Here is a 15,620-nt window from a genome sequence, read left to right on the forward strand (position 1 = left end):
CGACCCCTCCTTGGAGTGGTCTTCTTCACTCACCTTGACAACACAGTGCTATCGAACCACTACGCTTGGTGAACATGAAGATCGCTTTCGTAGGAAAGGGCGGCAGCGGCAAGACGACCCTGTCCTCCCTCTTCATCCGCCACCTCGCCGCCAACGAAGCCCCTGTCGTCGCGGTGGACGCCGACATCAACCAACACCTGGGCGCCGCGCTGGGCCTCACCGAGGAGGAGGCCGCCGAACTGCCCGCCCTCGGCGCGCACCTGCCCCTGATCAAGGAGTACCTCCGGGGCTCCAACCCGCGCATCGCGTCCGCCGACACGATGATCAAGACCACCCCGCCCGGCGGCGGCTCGCGCCTGCTGCGCGTCACCGAGGACAACCCGGTGTACGAGGCCTGCGCGCGCACGCTCCTGCTCGACGGGGAGCCCGTACGGCTCATGGCCACCGGCCCGTTCACCGAGGCCGACCTGGGCGTGGCCTGCTACCACTCCAAGGTCGGAGCGGTGGAGCTCTGCCTCAACCACCTGGTCGACGGCCCGGACGAGTACGTGGTCGTCGACATGACGGCCGGCTCGGACTCCTTCGCCTCGGGCATGTTCACCCGCTTCGACGTGACCTTCCTGGTCGCCGAACCGACCCGCAAGGGCGTCTCCGTCTACCGCCAGTACAAGGAGTACGCGCGGGACTTCGGCGTCGCGCTCAAGGTCATCGGCAACAAGGTGCAGGGACCCGAGGACATCGAGTTCCTCCAGGACGAGGTGGGCGAGGACCTGCTGGTCACCGTCGGACACTCCGACTGGGTGCGGGCGATGGAGAAGGGCCGCCCCGCCCCGTTCGAGCTGCTGGAGGCGTCCAACCGGTTCGCCCTCCAGGAGCTCCAGGACGCCGCCGACGACTCGTACGCGCACCGCGACTGGGCCCGGTACACGGAGCAGATGGTGAGCTTCCACCTCAAGAACGCGGAGAGCTGGGGCAACGCCAAGACCGGAGTCGACCTGGCGGACCAGGTCGACCCCGATTTCGTCCTGCGCGAGGGGGCGGAGGCGCTCGTCAGCCCTCGTTCGCACTCTCCGCGGCCGGCTCCGCAGCCGGCTTGACGCCCGCGGGGGCGGCCGGCTTCGCCGGCGGCCCCGCGGTCAGGAACTTCGCCCAGCCCTCCTTCGGCGCCTCGCCGACGTCGAGGCCGCGCATCCACTCCAGCGTCTTGGGATCCTGCGCGTCCAGCCAGTCCGCCAGCTCCCGGAACGGGACGCAGCGGACCTCCTTCTGGGTGCACATGGTCTGGATGGACTCCTCGACGGCGCGCATGTAGGTGCCGCCGTTCCAGGACTCGAAGTGATTGCCGATGATCAGCGGTGCGCGGTTGCCCTGGTAGGCCCGGTCGAAGGCCTCGCGCAGGCCGTCGCGCATCTGGTCACCCCAGTACGCGTGCTGGGAGGGGTCGCCCTGTGAGGTCGTCCCGGACTGGTTGACCATGTAGTTGTAGTCCATGCTCAGGGTGTCGAAGGCACGCCCCGGCATGGGCACCAGCTGCAGCGGGATGTCCCAGAGCCCGTCCGTCTTCTTGGGCCAGATCTGCTTGCTGATGCCGCTGGAGTCGTAGCGGAAGCCCATGTCCTTCGCCGCCAGCATGAAGTTCTTCTGGCCTTCCAGACACGGGGTCCGGGCGCCGATGAGCTCCTTGTCGTAGTTGAAGGGGAGCGCTTCCTGGTTCTTCAGGCCGGAGTTGGTCTTCCAGTTCTTGACGAACGACTTGGCCTGGTTGATCTCGCTCTTCCACTCCTCCACCGACCAGGTCCCGACGCCGCCGTCGGGGCCGCAGAAGTGCCCGTTGAAGTGGGTGCCGATCTCATTGCCCTCCAGCCAGGCCGCGCGGACCTGGGTGGCGGTGTCCTTGATGCCCTGGAGGTCGCCGAAGCCGATGTCGGAGAGGCCGGACGAGTGCTGGGGCGCCGTATAGAGGGAACGTTTCTCCTCCGGGAGCATGTATACGCCGCTGAGGAAGTACGTCATGCGGGCGTTGTACTTCTTGCCGACCTCCCGGAAGTGCGAGAAGAGCTTCTGGCTGTCCTCGCCGGCCCCGTCCCACGAGAACACCACGAACTGTGGCGGCTTCTCCCCGGGCTTGAGCTTGTGCGGCTTCTGCACGTTCGGCTGCATGCCGGTGTACGCGGTCGAGCCGTCGCCGATGGGTCGGTTGACGCTACCGGGGGCCTCCGGAACGGCCGCCCCCTTCACCGCGTTCGGGCCCCCGGGAGCCGGGGACTTGGCGGGTCCCGAGGTGCTGCACCCGGCGGCCCCCAGGACCAGCGCCGTGGCGACCAGGCCGCCGGCGATCTTCTTCGTGGCGGCGATCATCCGCCCCACCTCTCCCTCGCAGTTCCATCGCTGGACTTCCGCGCCGCAACGTCCCATGCGGGCCGCTCAGGAGAAGGTATGACAAGCCGTACAAAATGCTTAATCACCCTTGAGTGCTAATTTGTAGGCCATTTGCCCGTATTATTCACCGCTCACCTTTACTCTCCATTACCGTTCATTTACCGAGTGTTGAGACTCCCGCCGCTTCATCCCTCCCCCGAGGAGACGGGAACCCATGACAGTCACTTCCCCCACCCGTCCGACCCGGGAGATCCGCAAGGACCTCCCGACAGACTTCTCCGCCTCCATCGCCGTCTTCCTGATCGCCCTGCCGCTCTCGCTCGGCATCGCCCTGGCCACCGGCGCCCCGCTCCAGGCGGGGCTGGTCGCCGCGGCGGTCGGCGGGATCGTCGGCGGTTGGCTCGGTGGCGCTCCGCTCCAGGTGAGCGGGCCCGCTGCCGGACTCACCGTGGTCACCGCCGAGTTGATCCAGCACTACGGATGGCGCACCACCTGCGGGATCACCGTGCTCGCCGGCGTGTGCCAGCTCGGCCTCGCCGCGCTGCGCACGGCCCGGTCGGCCCTGATGGTCAGCCCCGCCATCGTGCACGGTCTGCTCGCCGGAATCGGCGTGACGATCGCTCTCGCCCAGCTGCACATCGTGCTCGGCGGCAACCCGCAGAGCTCCGCCGTGGCCAACGTCCTCGGGCTGCCCGCACAGTTGGCCGATCTGCACCCCGCGGCTCTCGGCGTCAGCGCCCTGACCCTCGCCGTCCTGCTCGCCTGGCCCTGGCTGCCCGGACGGGCCGGCCGGGCCCTGCGCAAGGCCCCCGCCGCACTGGCCGCCGTGGCCGTGGCCACCGCCGCCGCGTCGTTGTCCGGGCTCGCGCTGCCCCGGGTGGACCTGCCGTCCTGGCGCAGCCACGCCCTGCCCGAGCTGCCCGAGGGCCCCGTCCTCGGTATCCTCGCCGCCGTCCTGACCATCGCCCTGGTCGGCAGCGTGCAGTCCCTGCTCTCCGCGGTCGCGACGGACAAGCTGATCGCCTCCGAGCGGCGTACGGGCAACCGCCCGCCGCGGGCCGACCTCAATCGCGAGCTGTGGGGTCAGGGTGCGGCGAACATCGTCTCCGGCGCGCTCGGCGGACTGCCCGTCTCGGGTGTGGCCGTCCGAAGTGTGGCCAACGTCAAGTCCGGTGCGGTCAGCCGCAGATCGACCATGCTGCACGGCCTCTGGGTCGTGCTGGCGGCCGGCCTGCTCGTCCCGGTCCTCGACCTGATCCCGCTGGCCGCGCTGGCCGCGCTCGTGATGGCGGTCGGCGTACAGATGGTCAGCATCACCCACCTGCGCAGCGTCACCCGGCACCGCGAGATCCTGGTCTACGGCACGACCATCGTCGCCGTGGTCCTCGGCGGGGTCCTCGAAGGCGTGGCCATCGGTATCGCGGTGGCCGTCGCACTGGCCCTGCACCGGCTCGCCCGGACCCGGATCACCGTGGACCGATCGGACGACGGGGTCCACCGGGTGCGTGCCCGAGGGCAGTTGACCTTCCTGGCGGTACCCCGGCTGAGCCGCGTGCTGAACCAGATTCCGCACGCCGGGCACGCGGTGATCGAGCTGGACGGCTCGTTCATGGACCACGCGGCCTACGAGACGCTGCACGACTGGCAGGACTCCCACCTGGCGCACGGGGGCTCGCTGGAGGTCACCGGCCGCGCCGGATCGTCGGCGCGACTGCCCGAGCCCGTACCCGTGGACGCGTCCACCGACACGTCCACCGGGTCCGACGGCCGGCCCGCCGACGCGAGCCACCACGGGGACCGGTCCCGCCGCGCACCGCAGCGCGGGGTGCACCAGTGCTGCCGGCCTTGGACACCGTGGCAGAACCACTGCGACCACCGCGCCGCGGGCACCCGTACGATCACCGCCGCCGCCGCGGCCAAGGCGGCTGCGGCGACCACCGAGGCGCGGGCGGAGGCAGCCGCCGAGCAGGCCGGTCCGATCGCGCCCCGGCGGCGCGGCGCGGGCCAACTGGCCAGCGGGATCAGTGCCTTCCAGCGCGACACCGCGCCCCACGTGCGGGACGAGCTGGCCCGACTGGCCCGCGAGGGGCAGCGGCCCTCCCAGCTCTTCCTCACCTGTGCGGACTCCCGCCTGGTCACCAGCATGATCACGGCCAGCGGGCCGGGCGATCTGTTCACGGTCCGCAATGTCGGCAATCTGGTCCCGCTGCCCGGCGCGGAGTCCACCGACGACTCCGTCGCCGCGGCCATCGAGTACGCCGTGGACGTACTGCAGGTCGACAGCATCACGGTGTGCGGGCACTCGGGCTGCGGGGCCATGCAGGCTCTGCTCTCGTCCACGCCCGGGGCCCCGATGACCCCGCTGCGCCGCTGGCTGAAGCACGGGCTGCCCAGCTTGGAGCGGATGGCCAGCCGCCACCACGCCTGGGCCCGGATCTCGGGTCGGCTCCCGGCGGACGCGGTGGAGCAGCTGTGTCTGACCAATGTGGTCCAGCAGCTGGAGCATCTGCGGGCCCACGAATCGGTGGCCAGGCGGCTCGCCGAGGGCACCTTGGAGCTGCACGGGATGTACTTCCACGTGGGCGAGGCGCAGGCGTATCTGCTGTCCGAGGGCGAGGACTTCTTCGACTGCCGGGTCTTCGACAGCGTGGGCCAGCACGCCTGAACCGATACCCTCCCGTATTCGTGCAATCGTTTGGCCCCTTCCCGTCCTCCGCGGCGGGGAGGGGCCATTCGCACTCCGTTCTCGCGCGGCCCGGATCGTGATATAGGTCTAAACCAATTCTCGGCTACCCCTTGTCACCTGGGCCGCTGACTGATGAGCTATGCCCGGGGACACAACGGACACCCTGGGAAAGGGAGATGTCGTGAGCAATGAGAGCCTGGCCAATCTGCTCAAGGAGGAGCGGCGGTTCGCACCGCCCGCCGATCTGGCCGCCGCCGCCAACGTGACCGAGGCTGCGTACGCACAGGCCGACGCGGACCGGCTGGGCTTCTGGGCCGAGCAGGCCCGGCGGCTGACCTGGGCCACCGAGCCGACCGAGACGCTCGACTGGACGAACCCGCCCTTCGCGAAGTGGTTCGCGGACGGCAAGCTCAACGTCGCGTACAACTGCGTGGACCGCCACGTCGAGGCCGGCAACGGCGACCGCGTCGCCATCCACTTCGAGGGCGAGCCCGGCGACAGCCGCGCGATCACCTACGCCGAGCTCAAGGACGAGGTCTCCAAGGCCGCCAACGCCCTCACCGAGCTGGGCGTCGAGGCCGGCGACCGGGTCGCCGTCTACCTGCCGATGATCCCGGAGGCGGTCGTCGCGATGCTCGCGTGCGCCCGTGTCGGCGCCGCACACTCCGTGGTCTTCGGCGGTTTCTCCGCCGACGCCGTCGCCTCCCGCATCCAGGACGCCGACGCCAAGCTGGTCATCACCGCCGACGGCGGCTACCGCCGCGGCAAGCCCACCGCCCTGAAGCCCGCCATCGACGAGGCCGTCGCCAAGTGTCCGCAGGTCGAGCACGTGCTCGTGGTGCGCCGCACCGGCCAGGACACCGCCTTCACCGAGGGCCGCGACGTCTGGTGGCACGAGGTGGTCGGCCGGCAGTCCGCCGAGCACACCCCGCAGCCCTTCGACGCCGAGCACCCGCTCTTCATCCTCTACACCTCGGGGACCACGGGTAAGCCGAAGGGCATCCTGCACACCTCCGGCGGCTACCTCACGCAGGCCGCGTACACCCACCACGCGGTGTTCGACCTGAAGCCGGAGACCGACGTCTACTGGTGCACCGCCGACATCGGCTGGGTGACCGGGCACTCCTACATCGTCTACGGGCCGCTCGCGAACGGCGCCACCCAGGTGATGTACGAGGGCACCCCCGACACCCCGCACCAGGGCCGGTTCTGGGAGGTCGTCCAGAAGTACGGCGTCACCATCCTCTACACGGCGCCCACGGCCATCCGCACGTTCATGAAGTGGGGCGACGACATCCCCGCGAAGTTCGACCTGTCGAGCCTGCGTGTGCTGGGCTCGGTCGGCGAGCCGATCAACCCCGAGGCCTGGATCTGGTACCGCAAGCACATCGGCGGCGACCGCTGCCCGATCGTGGACACCTGGTGGCAGACCGAGACCGGCGCGATGATGATCTCCCCGCTGCCGGGCGTCACCGCCACCAAGCCGGGCTCCGCACAGCGCGCCCTGCCCGGAATCTCCGCCACCGTCGTGGACGACGAGGCGCGCGAGGTCCCCGACGGCGGGGGCGGCTACCTGGTCCTCACCGAGCCGTGGCCGTCGATGCTGCGCACCATCTGGGGCGACGACCAGCGGTTCATCGACACCTACTGGTCGCGCTTCGAGGGCAAGTACTTCGCCGGTGACGGTGCCAAGAAGGACGACGACGGCGACATCTGGCTGCTCGGCCGGGTGGACGACGTGATGCTGGTGTCCGGCCACAACATCTCGACCACCGAGGTCGAGTCGGCGCTCGTCTCGCACCCGTCGGTCGCCGAGGCGGCCGTGGTCGGCGCGAACGACGAGACCACCGGTCAGGCCATCGTGGCCTTCGTCATCCTGCGCGGCAGCGCCTCCGAGACCGAGAACCTGGTCGCGGACCTGCGCAACCACGTGGGCAACACGCTCGGCCCGATCGCCAAGCCGAAGCGGATCCTGCCGGTCCAGGAGCTGCCGAAGACCCGCTCGGGCAAGATCATGCGCCGTCTGCTGCGCGACGTCGCGGAGAACCGCGCGGTCGGTGACGTCACCACGCTCGCCGACTCCTCGGTCATGGACCTGATCCAGAGCAAGCTCCCGGCCGCCGGTAGCGAGGACTGAGCCACGGGCCCGCGGTACGGGCCCACCGCATGACACACCGAAAGGGGCACTCGGCGCGCCGCGCCGGGTGCCCCTTTCGCACTTAAAGTGTCGATCGCCGGATACGTCCTCGCGTTCGCCCTGTAAAGTATTCGAAGCGTAAAGAAAGATCACAGGGTGCGCCGGGAAGTCTGGTCGGCAATGAGCTTCGCCATGCCGTCCAACCGACCCCCGGAGGTGCCCCCTCGTGGCCGCGCCCAGCCCCACCGACCACCAGAGCCGCAAGCTGCTCGGCCGCCTCTCCCTGCCTGAGCTCCGCTTCGTCGGCGATGCCCTGCGCGCCGAGACCGTCGGCGGCGTGCTGCTCCTGGTGGCCGCGATCGCCGCCCTCCTGTGGGCGAACATCCCCGCCGTCTCCGCGAGCTACTCCAGCGTCTCGTCCTTCCACATCGGCCCCGCCGCCCTCGGCCTCGACCTCTCGCTCCAGCACTGGGCGGCCGACGGGCTCCTCGCCATCTTCTTCTTCGTCGCCGGCATCGAGCTCAAGCGCGAACTCGTCGCGGGCGATCTGCGCGACGCCCGGGCGGCCGCGCTCCCGGTGATCGCCGCCCTGTGCGGCATGGCCGCACCCGCGGTGGTCTACGTCATCGTCAACATCGTGGGCAACGGCTCCACGGACGGCTGGGCCGTACCGACCGCCACCGACATCGCCTTCGCGCTCGCCGTCCTCGCCGTCATCGGCACCTCGCTGCCGTCCGCCCTGCGCGCCTTCCTGCTGACCCTCGCGGTCGTCGACGACCTCTTCGCCATCCTGATCATCGCGGTGTTCTTCACCAGCGACATCGACTTCCTCGCGCTCGGCGGCGCGTTCGTGGGCCTCGCCCTCTTCTGGTTCCTGCTCCGCCGCGAGGTGCACGGCTGGTACATCTACGTTCCGCTCGCCCTGGTCATCTGGGGCCTGATGTACAACAGCGGCGTCCACGCCACCATCGCCGGCGTCGCCATGGGCCTGATGCTCCGCTGCACCCGCCGCGAAGGCGAGCGGCAGTCCCCCGGCGAGCACATCGAGCACCTGGTCCGGCCGCTGTCGGCCGGACTCGCCGTACCGCTCTTCGCCCTCTTCTCCGCCGGGGTCTCCCTCTCCGACAAGGCCATCGCCCAGGTGTTCACCCGGCCCGAGGCCCTCGGTGTCGTGCTCGGCCTCGTCATCGGCAAGGCGGTGGGCATCTTCGGCGGCACCTGGCTGGCCGCCCGTTTCACCAAGGCCGAACTGAACGAGGACCTCGCCTGGCCGGACGTGCTCGCCGTGGCCTCGCTCGCCGGCATCGGCTTCACCGTCTCCCTCCTGATCGGCGAACTCGCCTTCGCCGACAACGCCGTCCTCACCTCCGAGGTCAAGGCCGCCGTCCTGATCGGCTCCCTGATCGCCGCCGTGATCGCGTGCGTCATGCTCAAGCTCCGCAACCGCAAGTACCGGGCGCTCACCGACGCCGAGGAGCGCGACGAGGACCACGACGGCATCCCGGACATCTACGAGGAGCACAACCCCGAGTACCACCTGCGGATGGCGCGGATCTACGAGGACCGGGCCGCGGAACACCGTCGCCGGGCCGAGGAGGCGGCCGCCGCCGCACTCCGAACAGGAGCCGGGTCCACCGCCGAGGGCGACCGTCCGGCATGATCTGACTGACGACGCAGGACAGCCGCGCCGCCCGGCAACAGACGACAGAGGGAGAGAGCGATGAGCGCAGTGGACCAAGAGGCGCAGGGAGCCGAGCGCACACTCGGCCAACTGGTCGCCTCGGCCACCGCCGAGATGTCCGCGCTGGTGCACGACGAGATCGCCCTCGCCAAGGCGGAGATCCGCGAGGACGTCAAGCGCGTGGGCAGCGGTTCCGCCTCGATGGTGGCCGCCGGTGTGCTCGCGCTCTTCTCCGTCCCGGTGCTGACCTTCGCCGCGGCGTACGGGATCCACAACCTCGGGCTCGGGCTCGCCTGGTCCTTCCTCATCGTCGGCGGCGCGTTCCTGCTGATCGCGGGCCTGCTCGTGCTGATCGGCGTACGCAAGTTCAAGAAGGTCAAGCCGCCGGAGAAGTCCATCGCGTCCGTCAAGCAGACCGCCGCGCTGGTCCAGACCGTCAAGCCGCACCCGCGGCCGGTGAGTGACAACGCTGTGGGTGTGGCACGCTCGTCCTCATGACAGCGCCCACGCCGGACCCCAGCGTTCCTCCCACAGCTGCCACGGCGGTACGGCTCGACCTTCCGGGCGCGCGGGCGGTGATGCACCGGGACGTCGCGGCGAACGGCGCCCGCTTCCACGTCGCCGAGGTCGGTGACGGGCCGCTGGTGCTGCTGCTGCACGGCTTCCCGCAGTTCTGGTGGACCTGGCGGCACCAGATGACCGCGCTCGCCGACGCCGGCTACCGGGCGGTCGCGATGGACCTGCGCGGGGTGGGCGGCAGCGACCGCACCCCGCGCGGCTACGACCCCGCCAACCTGGCGCTCGACATCACCGGAGTCGTACGGTCCCTCGGCGAGCCGGACGCCGCGCTCGTCGGGCACGACCTGGGCGGCTACCTCGCCTGGACGGCGGCCGTGATGCGGCCCAAGCTGGTGCGCCGGCTCGTGGTCTCGTCCATGCCGCATCCGCGCCGCTGGCGCTCGGCGATGCTGTCGGACTTCGGTCAGACCCGGGCGAGTTCACACATCTGGGGCTTCCAGCGGCCGTTCGTTCCCGAGCGGCAGCTCGTCGCCGACGGCGGGGCGCTCGTGGGAGAGCTGATCCGGGACTGGTCGGGGCCGCGGCCGCCGGAGGACGAGGATCTGGCCGTGTACCGGCGGGCCATGTGCATCCCCTCCACCGCGCACTGCTCGATCGAGCCGTACCGCTGGATGATGCGGTCGATGGCGCGGCCCGACGGGATCCAGTTCAACCGGCGGATGAAGCGTCCGGTGCGGGTGCCTACGCTGCATCTGCACGGTTCGCTGGACCCGGTGATGCGTACGCGCAGCGCGGCCGGTTCCGGTGAGTACGTCGAAGCCCCGTACCGGTGGCGGCTGTTCGACGGGCTCGGGCACTTCCCGCACGAGGAGGACCCGGTCGCCTTCTCGTCCGAGCTGGTCAACTGGCTCAAGGACCCCGAGCCGGACCGCTGACGGGGCGACAGTCCGTTCCGGTTCCGGGCGGGCCGCGCGACGGCCGGCGGAACGCGCCTCGGAGCCGGCGACCATCCCCTGAAAGCAGGGGAGTTCGATCGTGTGCTTGTCCTACGAACATTCAATTGCCTGGCGCATAGGCCAATTGGCCGCCCCTGACGGGATTACGGACCTTGGGGCACGGGCACAGCTCGGAGTATGAGCTGGACGCACGACTACGGTGACACCGCGCACGAACGCCGCTCGGCAGCTACGCCGGGCACCTACGAGAGGGCCGGCCGGCACGGCCACGACCCCCGCCTCGGGATTCCGCTCATCCTGCGCCGACGGGCCCGCTGGGTCTCCGCGCGCCTGCGCCATCCACGGACGTAGGGACCCGGCGGGAGCGTCGACTCAGAGGGCGCAGCCCTGGCTGTCGACCCGTCGTACGGCGTTCTGGCCGATCCGGATGTCGTCGCGGATCTCGTCCACCGTCAGCACGTAACCGGTGTTGGGGTCGTCGAGGGACTTCGCGAAGACGACCCCGTACACCTTGCCGTCGGGCGTCAGCAGCGGTCCGCCGGAGTTGCCCTGGCGGACCGTCGCGTACAGCGAGTAGACGTCCCGTCGGACGGTACCGCGGTGGTAGATGTCCGGTCCGTTCGCGTTGATCCGACCACGGACGCGGGCCGACCGGACGTCGTACGCGCCGTTCTCCGGGAAGCCGGCGACGATCGCGTCGTTGCCGCTCGCCGCGTCCTTCTCGGAGAACTCCAGCACCGGGGCCTTCAGCTTCGGCACGTCCAGAACGGCGATGTCGCGCGCCCAGTCGTAGAGCACGACCTTGGCGTCGTACAGCTTGCCCTCACCGCCGATCTGCACGGTCGGCTCGTTGACCCCACCGACCACATGCGCGTTGGTCATCACCTTGCCAGGCGCGAAGACGAAGCCCGTGCCCTCCAGCACCTTGCTGCAGCTGGGCGCGGTGCCGACGACCTTCACGATCGAGCGCTTCGCGACCTCGGCGACGGGGCTGCCGGCGAGCGTCGGGTCGGGCGCCTTGACCTCGGTGATGGGCTCGTTGGAGAAGGGGCTGAACACCTGGGGGAAGCCGTTGCGCGCGAGGGTGGAGCTGAAGTCCGAGAACCAGGTGTCCGCCTGGTCGGGCAGCACCCGCGAGACGCCGAGGAGGACCTTGGAGTTACGGACCTCCTTGCCCACGCTGGGCAGCGCGGTCTGCGCCACCAGCAGCCCGATCAGCCACGCCACGAGCAGCATCGCGACCACGTTGACCAGGGCACCGCCGGTCGCGTCGAGCGCGCGCGCCGGTGACCAGGTGATCTTGCGGCGGAGTCTGCTCCCGAGATGGGTGGTCAGGGCCTGGCCGATCGAGGCGAAGATGATGATCACGACCACGGAGATCACGACGACCGTGGTGGACACCTGGGTGCCGTTGTCCGTCACCCGGTCCCAGACCAGCGGGAGCAGGGACACGGCGATGAGACCACCGCCGAGGAAGCCGATCACCGACAGGATGCCGACGACGAACCCCTGGCGGTAGCCGACGATCGCGAACCATACGGCGGCGAGCAGCAACAGGATGTCCAGCACGTTCACGTGGGCCACCGTCTCATGCGCGCCAGTCGAGCGGGACCTGCCGTGAGCGGTCCCACGGACGCTCCCAACCCGCGAAGTGCAGGATCCGGTCGATCACCCCGGCGGTGAATCCCCAGACCAGAGCCGATTCGACGGTGAATCCCGGCCCCAGGTGGCCGCTCGGATGAACGGTCATGACCCGGTGTTCGGGATCCGTGAGATCGGCCACGGGAACCGTGAAGACCCGCGCCGTCTCGGCGAGGTCCACGGCTCCGACCGGGCTGGGCTCGCGCCACCAGCCGAGGACCGGGGTCACGACGAACTCGCTGACCGGGATGTAGAGCCGGGGCAGCACACCGAAGAGCTGAACACCGGACGGATCCAGTCCGGTTTCCTCCTCGGCCTCGCGCAGCGCGGCGCGCAGTGGGCCGGTGGTGTGCGGATCGCCGTCCTCGGGATCCAGCGCGCCCCCGGGGAAGGACGGTTGGCCCGCGTGCGAGCGCAGGGTGCCGGCGCGCTCCATCAGGAGCAGCTCGGGGCCGCGGGAGCCCTCCCCGAAAAGGACGAGCACGGCGGACTGCCGCCCGCGGCCGTCCTCGGGCGGCAGGAACCGGCTGAGCTGCCCCGGCTGGACGGACCGGGCCGCCTCGACGACGGGGTCGAGCCATGCGGGCAGGCCGTCGGTGGTGACGGCCGGGCCGCCGCCCTCCCGGGCTCCCACCGTGGTTCCGGTCTCGTCCCGTGTACCGCGCGTCATAGGCACCTCTGTCCGCGTCGTCCTGTCAAGCGCCGTCTCCCACACCGCAAACGCGGTCCGGGTACCGATTCGTTCCTGAGCCCCCGGGCGCACGGGCCCGCGAGCCCCCGCAGCCCTGCGTCCCGGGCGCTTCCCGCCCCTCACCCGCCCCTGTGTGCCCACCGGCCCCATAGGCCCGCTACGGCGCCGCCACGGCCCCGCCCAGCGGCGGTGCGGGGAGGCCCGGGTAGTCCGGGGGCGGGGTCAGCCGCTGGCCGGGCTGACCGCCCTTCTCGTACTTCAGCAGCTTCTTCGCCTTCTCCGGGTCGGTCTCGCCCTCCCCGTACGCCGGGCAGAGCGGGGCGATCGGGCAGGCCCCGCAGGCGGGCTTGCGGGAATGGCAGATCCGGCGGCCGTGGAAGACGACCCGGTGCGAGAGCATCGTCCACTCGCTCTTCGGGAAGATCGCGCAGATCTCGGCCTCGACCTTCTCCGGGTCCTCCTGCTCGGTCAGCTTCCAGCGGCGCACCAGCCGGCCGAAATGGGTGTCCACCGTGATCCCCGGGACACCGAACGCATTGCCGAGCACCACGTTCGCGGTCTTGCGGCCCACTCCGGGCAGCGTCACCAGGTCCTCGATCCGGCCCGGCACCTCCCCGCCGAAGTTGTCCCGCAGGGCCTGCGAGAGGCCGAGCAAGGACCGCGACTTGGCCCGGAAGAACCCGGTCGGCCGGATCAGCTCCTCCAGATCCTCCGGGGCGGCCGCGGCCATGTCCTCGGGGGTCGGGTAGGCCGCGAAGAGGGCCGGGGTCGTCTGGTTCACCCGCAGATCGGTGGTCTGGGCGGACAGCACCGTCGCGACGAGCAGCTCGAAGGGATTGCGGAAGTCGAGCTCCGGATGGGCGTACGGATAGATCTCGGCCAGCTCACGGTTGATGCGCCGCGCCCTACGCACCATGGCCAGGCGCGATTCCGGCTTGACCGACTTCGGTTTCTTGGCCGAAACTTTGCCCTGTGGGGTGGCCGCAGCCCTCGCGGACGTCTTCACTGGGACATGTTCGCCCACGGCAGAATTTTGGGGCTCCGTCACTCCGGCGGACCCCTTGGCCTGTGCTCTCACCGGCTTATTGGACACCCGGCCAGCCTAAGGCCGGCCGCTGACACCCGCCCGGACCTCAGGTAACACCACTCCGATTGGCTTCTCGCCGCACAGCACGCCCGTCCGTCCGGCATCCTTGTGATTGATCGCACTGATAGAGCCGTCCGGCAAAATGGGGAGCATCGGTCCCCCTGAGCCGGTCGACATAGGAGAGAGACTCGTGGACGACGTTCTGCGGCGCGCCCCGCTCTTCGCGGCGCTCGATGACGAGCAGGCCGCGGAGCTCCGCGCCTCCATGGGCGAGGTGACCCTCGCACGCGGTGACGCCCTGTTCCACGAGGGCGACCCCGGCGACCGGCTGTATGTCGTGACCGAGGGCAAGGTGAAGCTCCACCGCACCTCCCCCGACGGCCGCGAGAACATGCTGGCCGTCCTCGGCCCCGGCGAGCTGATCGGCGAGCTGTCGCTCTTCGACCCGGGCCCGCGTACCGCCACCGCCACCGCGCTGACCGAGGTCAAGCTCCTCGGCCTCGGCCACGGTGACCTCCAGCCCTGGCTCAACGCCCGGCCCGAGGTCGCGACCGCGCTGCTGCGCGCCGTCGCCCGCCGCCTGCGCAAGACCAACGACCAGATGTCCGACCTGGTCTTCTCCGACGTTCCCGGCCGTGTGGCGCGGGCGCTCCTCGACCTGTCGCGCCGCTTCGGCGTCCAGTCGGAGGAGGGCATCCACGTGGTGCACGACCTGACGCAGGAGGAGCTCGCACAGCTCGTCGGCGCCTCGCGCGAGACCGTGAACAAGGCCCTGGCCGACTTCGCGGGCCGCGGCTGGCTGCGCCTGGAGGCCCGTGCGGTCATCCTGCTGGACGTGGAGCGCCTCGCGAAGCGCTCGCGCTGACGCCGCCGGCCCAGAGCCGTTCGTAGGGGTCCTGCCCGCCCGGGCAGGGCCCCTACGCGTTCGTCCGGCCCCACAGCGCACGGCGCCTATGGGTCCGACCCGCCGACGCACGGCCTCGGCTCGGCCGCCCCGGACCGGCGGCCGGGCACAGTGGAGTCATGGAGCACAGAGGGCTGGACGCGTACGGGTACTTCGAGCGGGAGGGGTCCCTCGGGCGGGTGCGGAGCGAGTTCAAGGGGGTCGTGGCGGCCGCACGGGCCCGGACCGCCGAGGCGTACGGCCGACGGCTGCACAGCGCGTACCTCTACGGGTCCGTACCGCGCGGGACGGCCCGGCCCGGGCGGTCCGACCTCGATCTGCTGCTCGTGCTGCACCATGAGCCCTCCGACGAGGACCGGGACACCGCCGAGGTGCTCGCCCGTGGGCTCGACGAGGACTTCCCCGAGGTCGACGGGGTCGGCATCCTGCTCCAGGACAAGGTCGCCGTGCTGAGCGAGGCGGAACGATTCGACCTGGGCTGGTTCCTCGCCTGCCTGTGCACCCCGCTGCTCGGAGCGGACCTGGCCGAGCACCTGCCGCGCTACCGGCCGGACAGCCTGCTCGCCCGGGAGACCAACGGCGACCTGGCCGAGCTGCTGCCCGGATGGCGGACGCGGGTACGGGAGGCCTCGACCCCCGAGGAGTACCGCACGCTGAGCCGGATCGTCGCCCGGCGCCTGGTGCGCACCGCCTTCACGCTGGTCATGCCCCGGTGGGGCGGTTGGACCAGCGACCTCGGCGAATCCGCGGAGATCTTCGGCATGTACTACCCGGAACGCGCCGCACAGATGGAGGCCGCGGCCGCCGTCGCGCTGGATCCCGTCGCGGACCCGCAGGTGCTGCGGGGTTACGTGGAGGACCTCGGGCCGTGGCTGGCGGACGAGTACACGGCCCGGCACGGCACGAAGACGTCGCGCCGCGGCTGAGCGTCGGTCCGGG

The 15,620-nt window shown here is 70.6% G+C and carries 13 protein-coding genes; 9 read left to right on the forward strand and 4 right to left on the reverse strand.

Annotated features, from left to right (window positions below; translation table 11 throughout):
• Positions 1–74: 74 nt before the first annotated feature.
• Entirely contained in the window at positions 75–1,097 is a 1,023-nt protein-coding gene (locus BCL76_RS09330) for a nucleotide-binding protein (protein WP_109779438.1), read from the forward strand.
• Here the strand turns inward: BCL76_RS09330 and BCL76_RS09335 are convergent.
• Entirely contained in the window at positions 1,051–2,358 is a 1,308-nt protein-coding gene (locus tag BCL76_RS09335; RefSeq protein ID WP_109779035.1) for a hypothetical protein, read from the reverse strand. The two genes, BCL76_RS09330 and BCL76_RS09335, sit on opposite strands and share 47 nt — an antisense overlap.
• A gap of 235 nt (positions 2,359–2,593) precedes the next feature.
• On the opposite strand from BCL76_RS09335, the gene BCL76_RS09340 reads away from it, so the two are divergent.
• The 6 genes from BCL76_RS09340 (at position 2,594) to BCL76_RS38875 (ending at position 10,709) form a co-directional block, all read left to right on the forward strand.
• Positions 2,594–5,044: a SulP family inorganic anion transporter gene (locus tag BCL76_RS09340; protein ID WP_109779036.1), complete on the forward strand. Its 2,451-nt coding sequence runs from the start codon at positions 2,594–2,596 to the stop codon at positions 5,042–5,044.
• A gap of 160 nt (positions 5,045–5,204) precedes the next feature.
• Positions 5,205–7,202 carry an acetate--CoA ligase gene (gene acs, locus BCL76_RS09345; protein ID WP_109779037.1) on the forward strand — a complete coding sequence of 666 codons (1,998 nt, stop codon included), beginning with the start codon at positions 5,205–5,207 and terminating at the stop codon, positions 7,200–7,202.
• Positions 7,203–7,428: 226 nt separating this feature from the next.
• On the forward strand, positions 7,429–8,862 hold the full coding sequence (gene nhaA, locus BCL76_RS09350) for a Na+/H+ antiporter NhaA (RefSeq protein WP_109779038.1): 1,434 nt from the start codon (positions 7,429–7,431) through the stop codon (positions 8,860–8,862).
• A 60-nt stretch (positions 8,863–8,922) separates the two neighbouring features.
• Positions 8,923–9,381 carry a phage holin family protein gene (locus BCL76_RS09355; RefSeq protein WP_109779039.1) on the forward strand — a complete coding sequence of 153 codons (459 nt, stop codon included), beginning with the start codon at positions 8,923–8,925 and terminating at the stop codon, positions 9,379–9,381.
• Positions 9,378–10,337 carry an alpha/beta fold hydrolase gene (locus BCL76_RS09360; RefSeq protein ID WP_109779040.1) on the forward strand — a complete coding sequence of 320 codons (960 nt, stop codon included), beginning with the start codon at positions 9,378–9,380 and terminating at the stop codon, positions 10,335–10,337. The genes BCL76_RS09355 and BCL76_RS09360 overlap by 4 nt, the downstream gene beginning before the upstream one ends.
• A 198-nt stretch (positions 10,338–10,535) precedes the next feature.
• Positions 10,536–10,709: a hypothetical protein gene (locus BCL76_RS38875; protein WP_167745540.1), complete on the forward strand. Its 174-nt coding sequence runs from the start codon at positions 10,536–10,538 to the stop codon at positions 10,707–10,709.
• A 21-nt stretch (positions 10,710–10,730) separates the two neighbouring features.
• On the opposite strand, the gene BCL76_RS09365 is transcribed toward BCL76_RS38875, so the two are convergent.
• The 3 genes from BCL76_RS09365 to nth form a co-directional block, all read right to left on the reverse strand.
• Complete coding sequence (locus BCL76_RS09365) at positions 10,731–11,933, reverse strand: MarP family serine protease (RefSeq protein ID WP_109779439.1); 1,203 nt, start codon at positions 11,931–11,933, stop codon at positions 10,731–10,733.
• A gap of 13 nt (positions 11,934–11,946) precedes the next feature.
• Positions 11,947–12,669, reverse strand: a complete 723-nt coding sequence (locus tag BCL76_RS09370; protein WP_051781646.1) for an NUDIX hydrolase — start codon at positions 12,667–12,669, stop codon at positions 11,947–11,949.
• A gap of 178 nt (positions 12,670–12,847) precedes the next feature.
• Positions 12,848–13,696, reverse strand: a complete 849-nt coding sequence (nth, locus tag BCL76_RS09375; RefSeq protein WP_258309492.1) for an endonuclease III — start codon at positions 13,694–13,696, stop codon at positions 12,848–12,850.
• 271 nt (positions 13,697–13,967) lie between these two features.
• Here nth and BCL76_RS09380 point away from each other — a divergent pair, with 271 nt between their 5' ends.
• Together BCL76_RS09380 and BCL76_RS09385 are read left to right on the forward strand one after the other, a co-directional pair.
• Positions 13,968–14,642 carry a Crp/Fnr family transcriptional regulator gene (locus BCL76_RS09380; RefSeq protein ID WP_003981529.1) on the forward strand — a complete coding sequence of 225 codons (675 nt, stop codon included), beginning with the start codon at positions 13,968–13,970 and terminating at the stop codon, positions 14,640–14,642.
• Between the two features lie 158 nt (positions 14,643–14,800).
• Complete coding sequence (locus BCL76_RS09385; protein WP_109779042.1) at positions 14,801–15,607, forward strand: nucleotidyltransferase domain-containing protein; 807 nt, start codon at positions 14,801–14,803, stop codon at positions 15,605–15,607.
• Positions 15,608–15,620: the final 13 nt, after the last annotated feature.

The sequence above is a fragment of the Streptomyces sp. CG 926 genome (assembly GCF_003148825.1).
Lineage (GTDB): Bacteria > Actinomycetota > Actinomycetes > Streptomycetales > Streptomycetaceae > Streptomyces.

Excerpts from the sequence above, each read along its gene's own strand:
- BCL76_RS38875 (WP_167745540.1), top strand. The coding sequence starts at position 10,536 with ATGAGCTGGACGCACGACTACGGTGACACCGCGCACGAACGCCGCTCG.
- BCL76_RS09335 (WP_109779035.1), bottom strand. The coding sequence starts at position 2,358 with ATGATCGCCGCCACGAAGAAGATCGCCGGCGGCCTGGTCGCCACGGCG.
- BCL76_RS09360 (WP_109779040.1), top strand. The coding sequence starts at position 9,378 with ATGACAGCGCCCACGCCGGACCCCAGCGTTCCTCCCACAGCTGCCACG.
- BCL76_RS09385 (WP_109779042.1), top strand. The coding sequence starts at position 14,801 with ATGGAGCACAGAGGGCTGGACGCGTACGGGTACTTCGAGCGGGAGGGG.
- BCL76_RS09330 (WP_109779438.1), top strand. The coding sequence starts at position 75 with ATGAAGATCGCTTTCGTAGGAAAGGGCGGCAGCGGCAAGACGACCCTG.
- BCL76_RS09355 (WP_109779039.1), top strand. The coding sequence starts at position 8,923 with ATGAGCGCAGTGGACCAAGAGGCGCAGGGAGCCGAGCGCACACTCGGC.
- BCL76_RS09340 (WP_109779036.1), top strand. The coding sequence starts at position 2,594 with ATGACAGTCACTTCCCCCACCCGTCCGACCCGGGAGATCCGCAAGGAC.
- BCL76_RS09370 (WP_051781646.1), bottom strand. The coding sequence starts at position 12,669 with ATGACGCGCGGTACACGGGACGAGACCGGAACCACGGTGGGAGCCCGG.
- acs (WP_109779037.1), top strand. The coding sequence starts at position 5,205 with ATGCCCGGGGACACAACGGACACCCTGGGAAAGGGAGATGTCGTGAGC.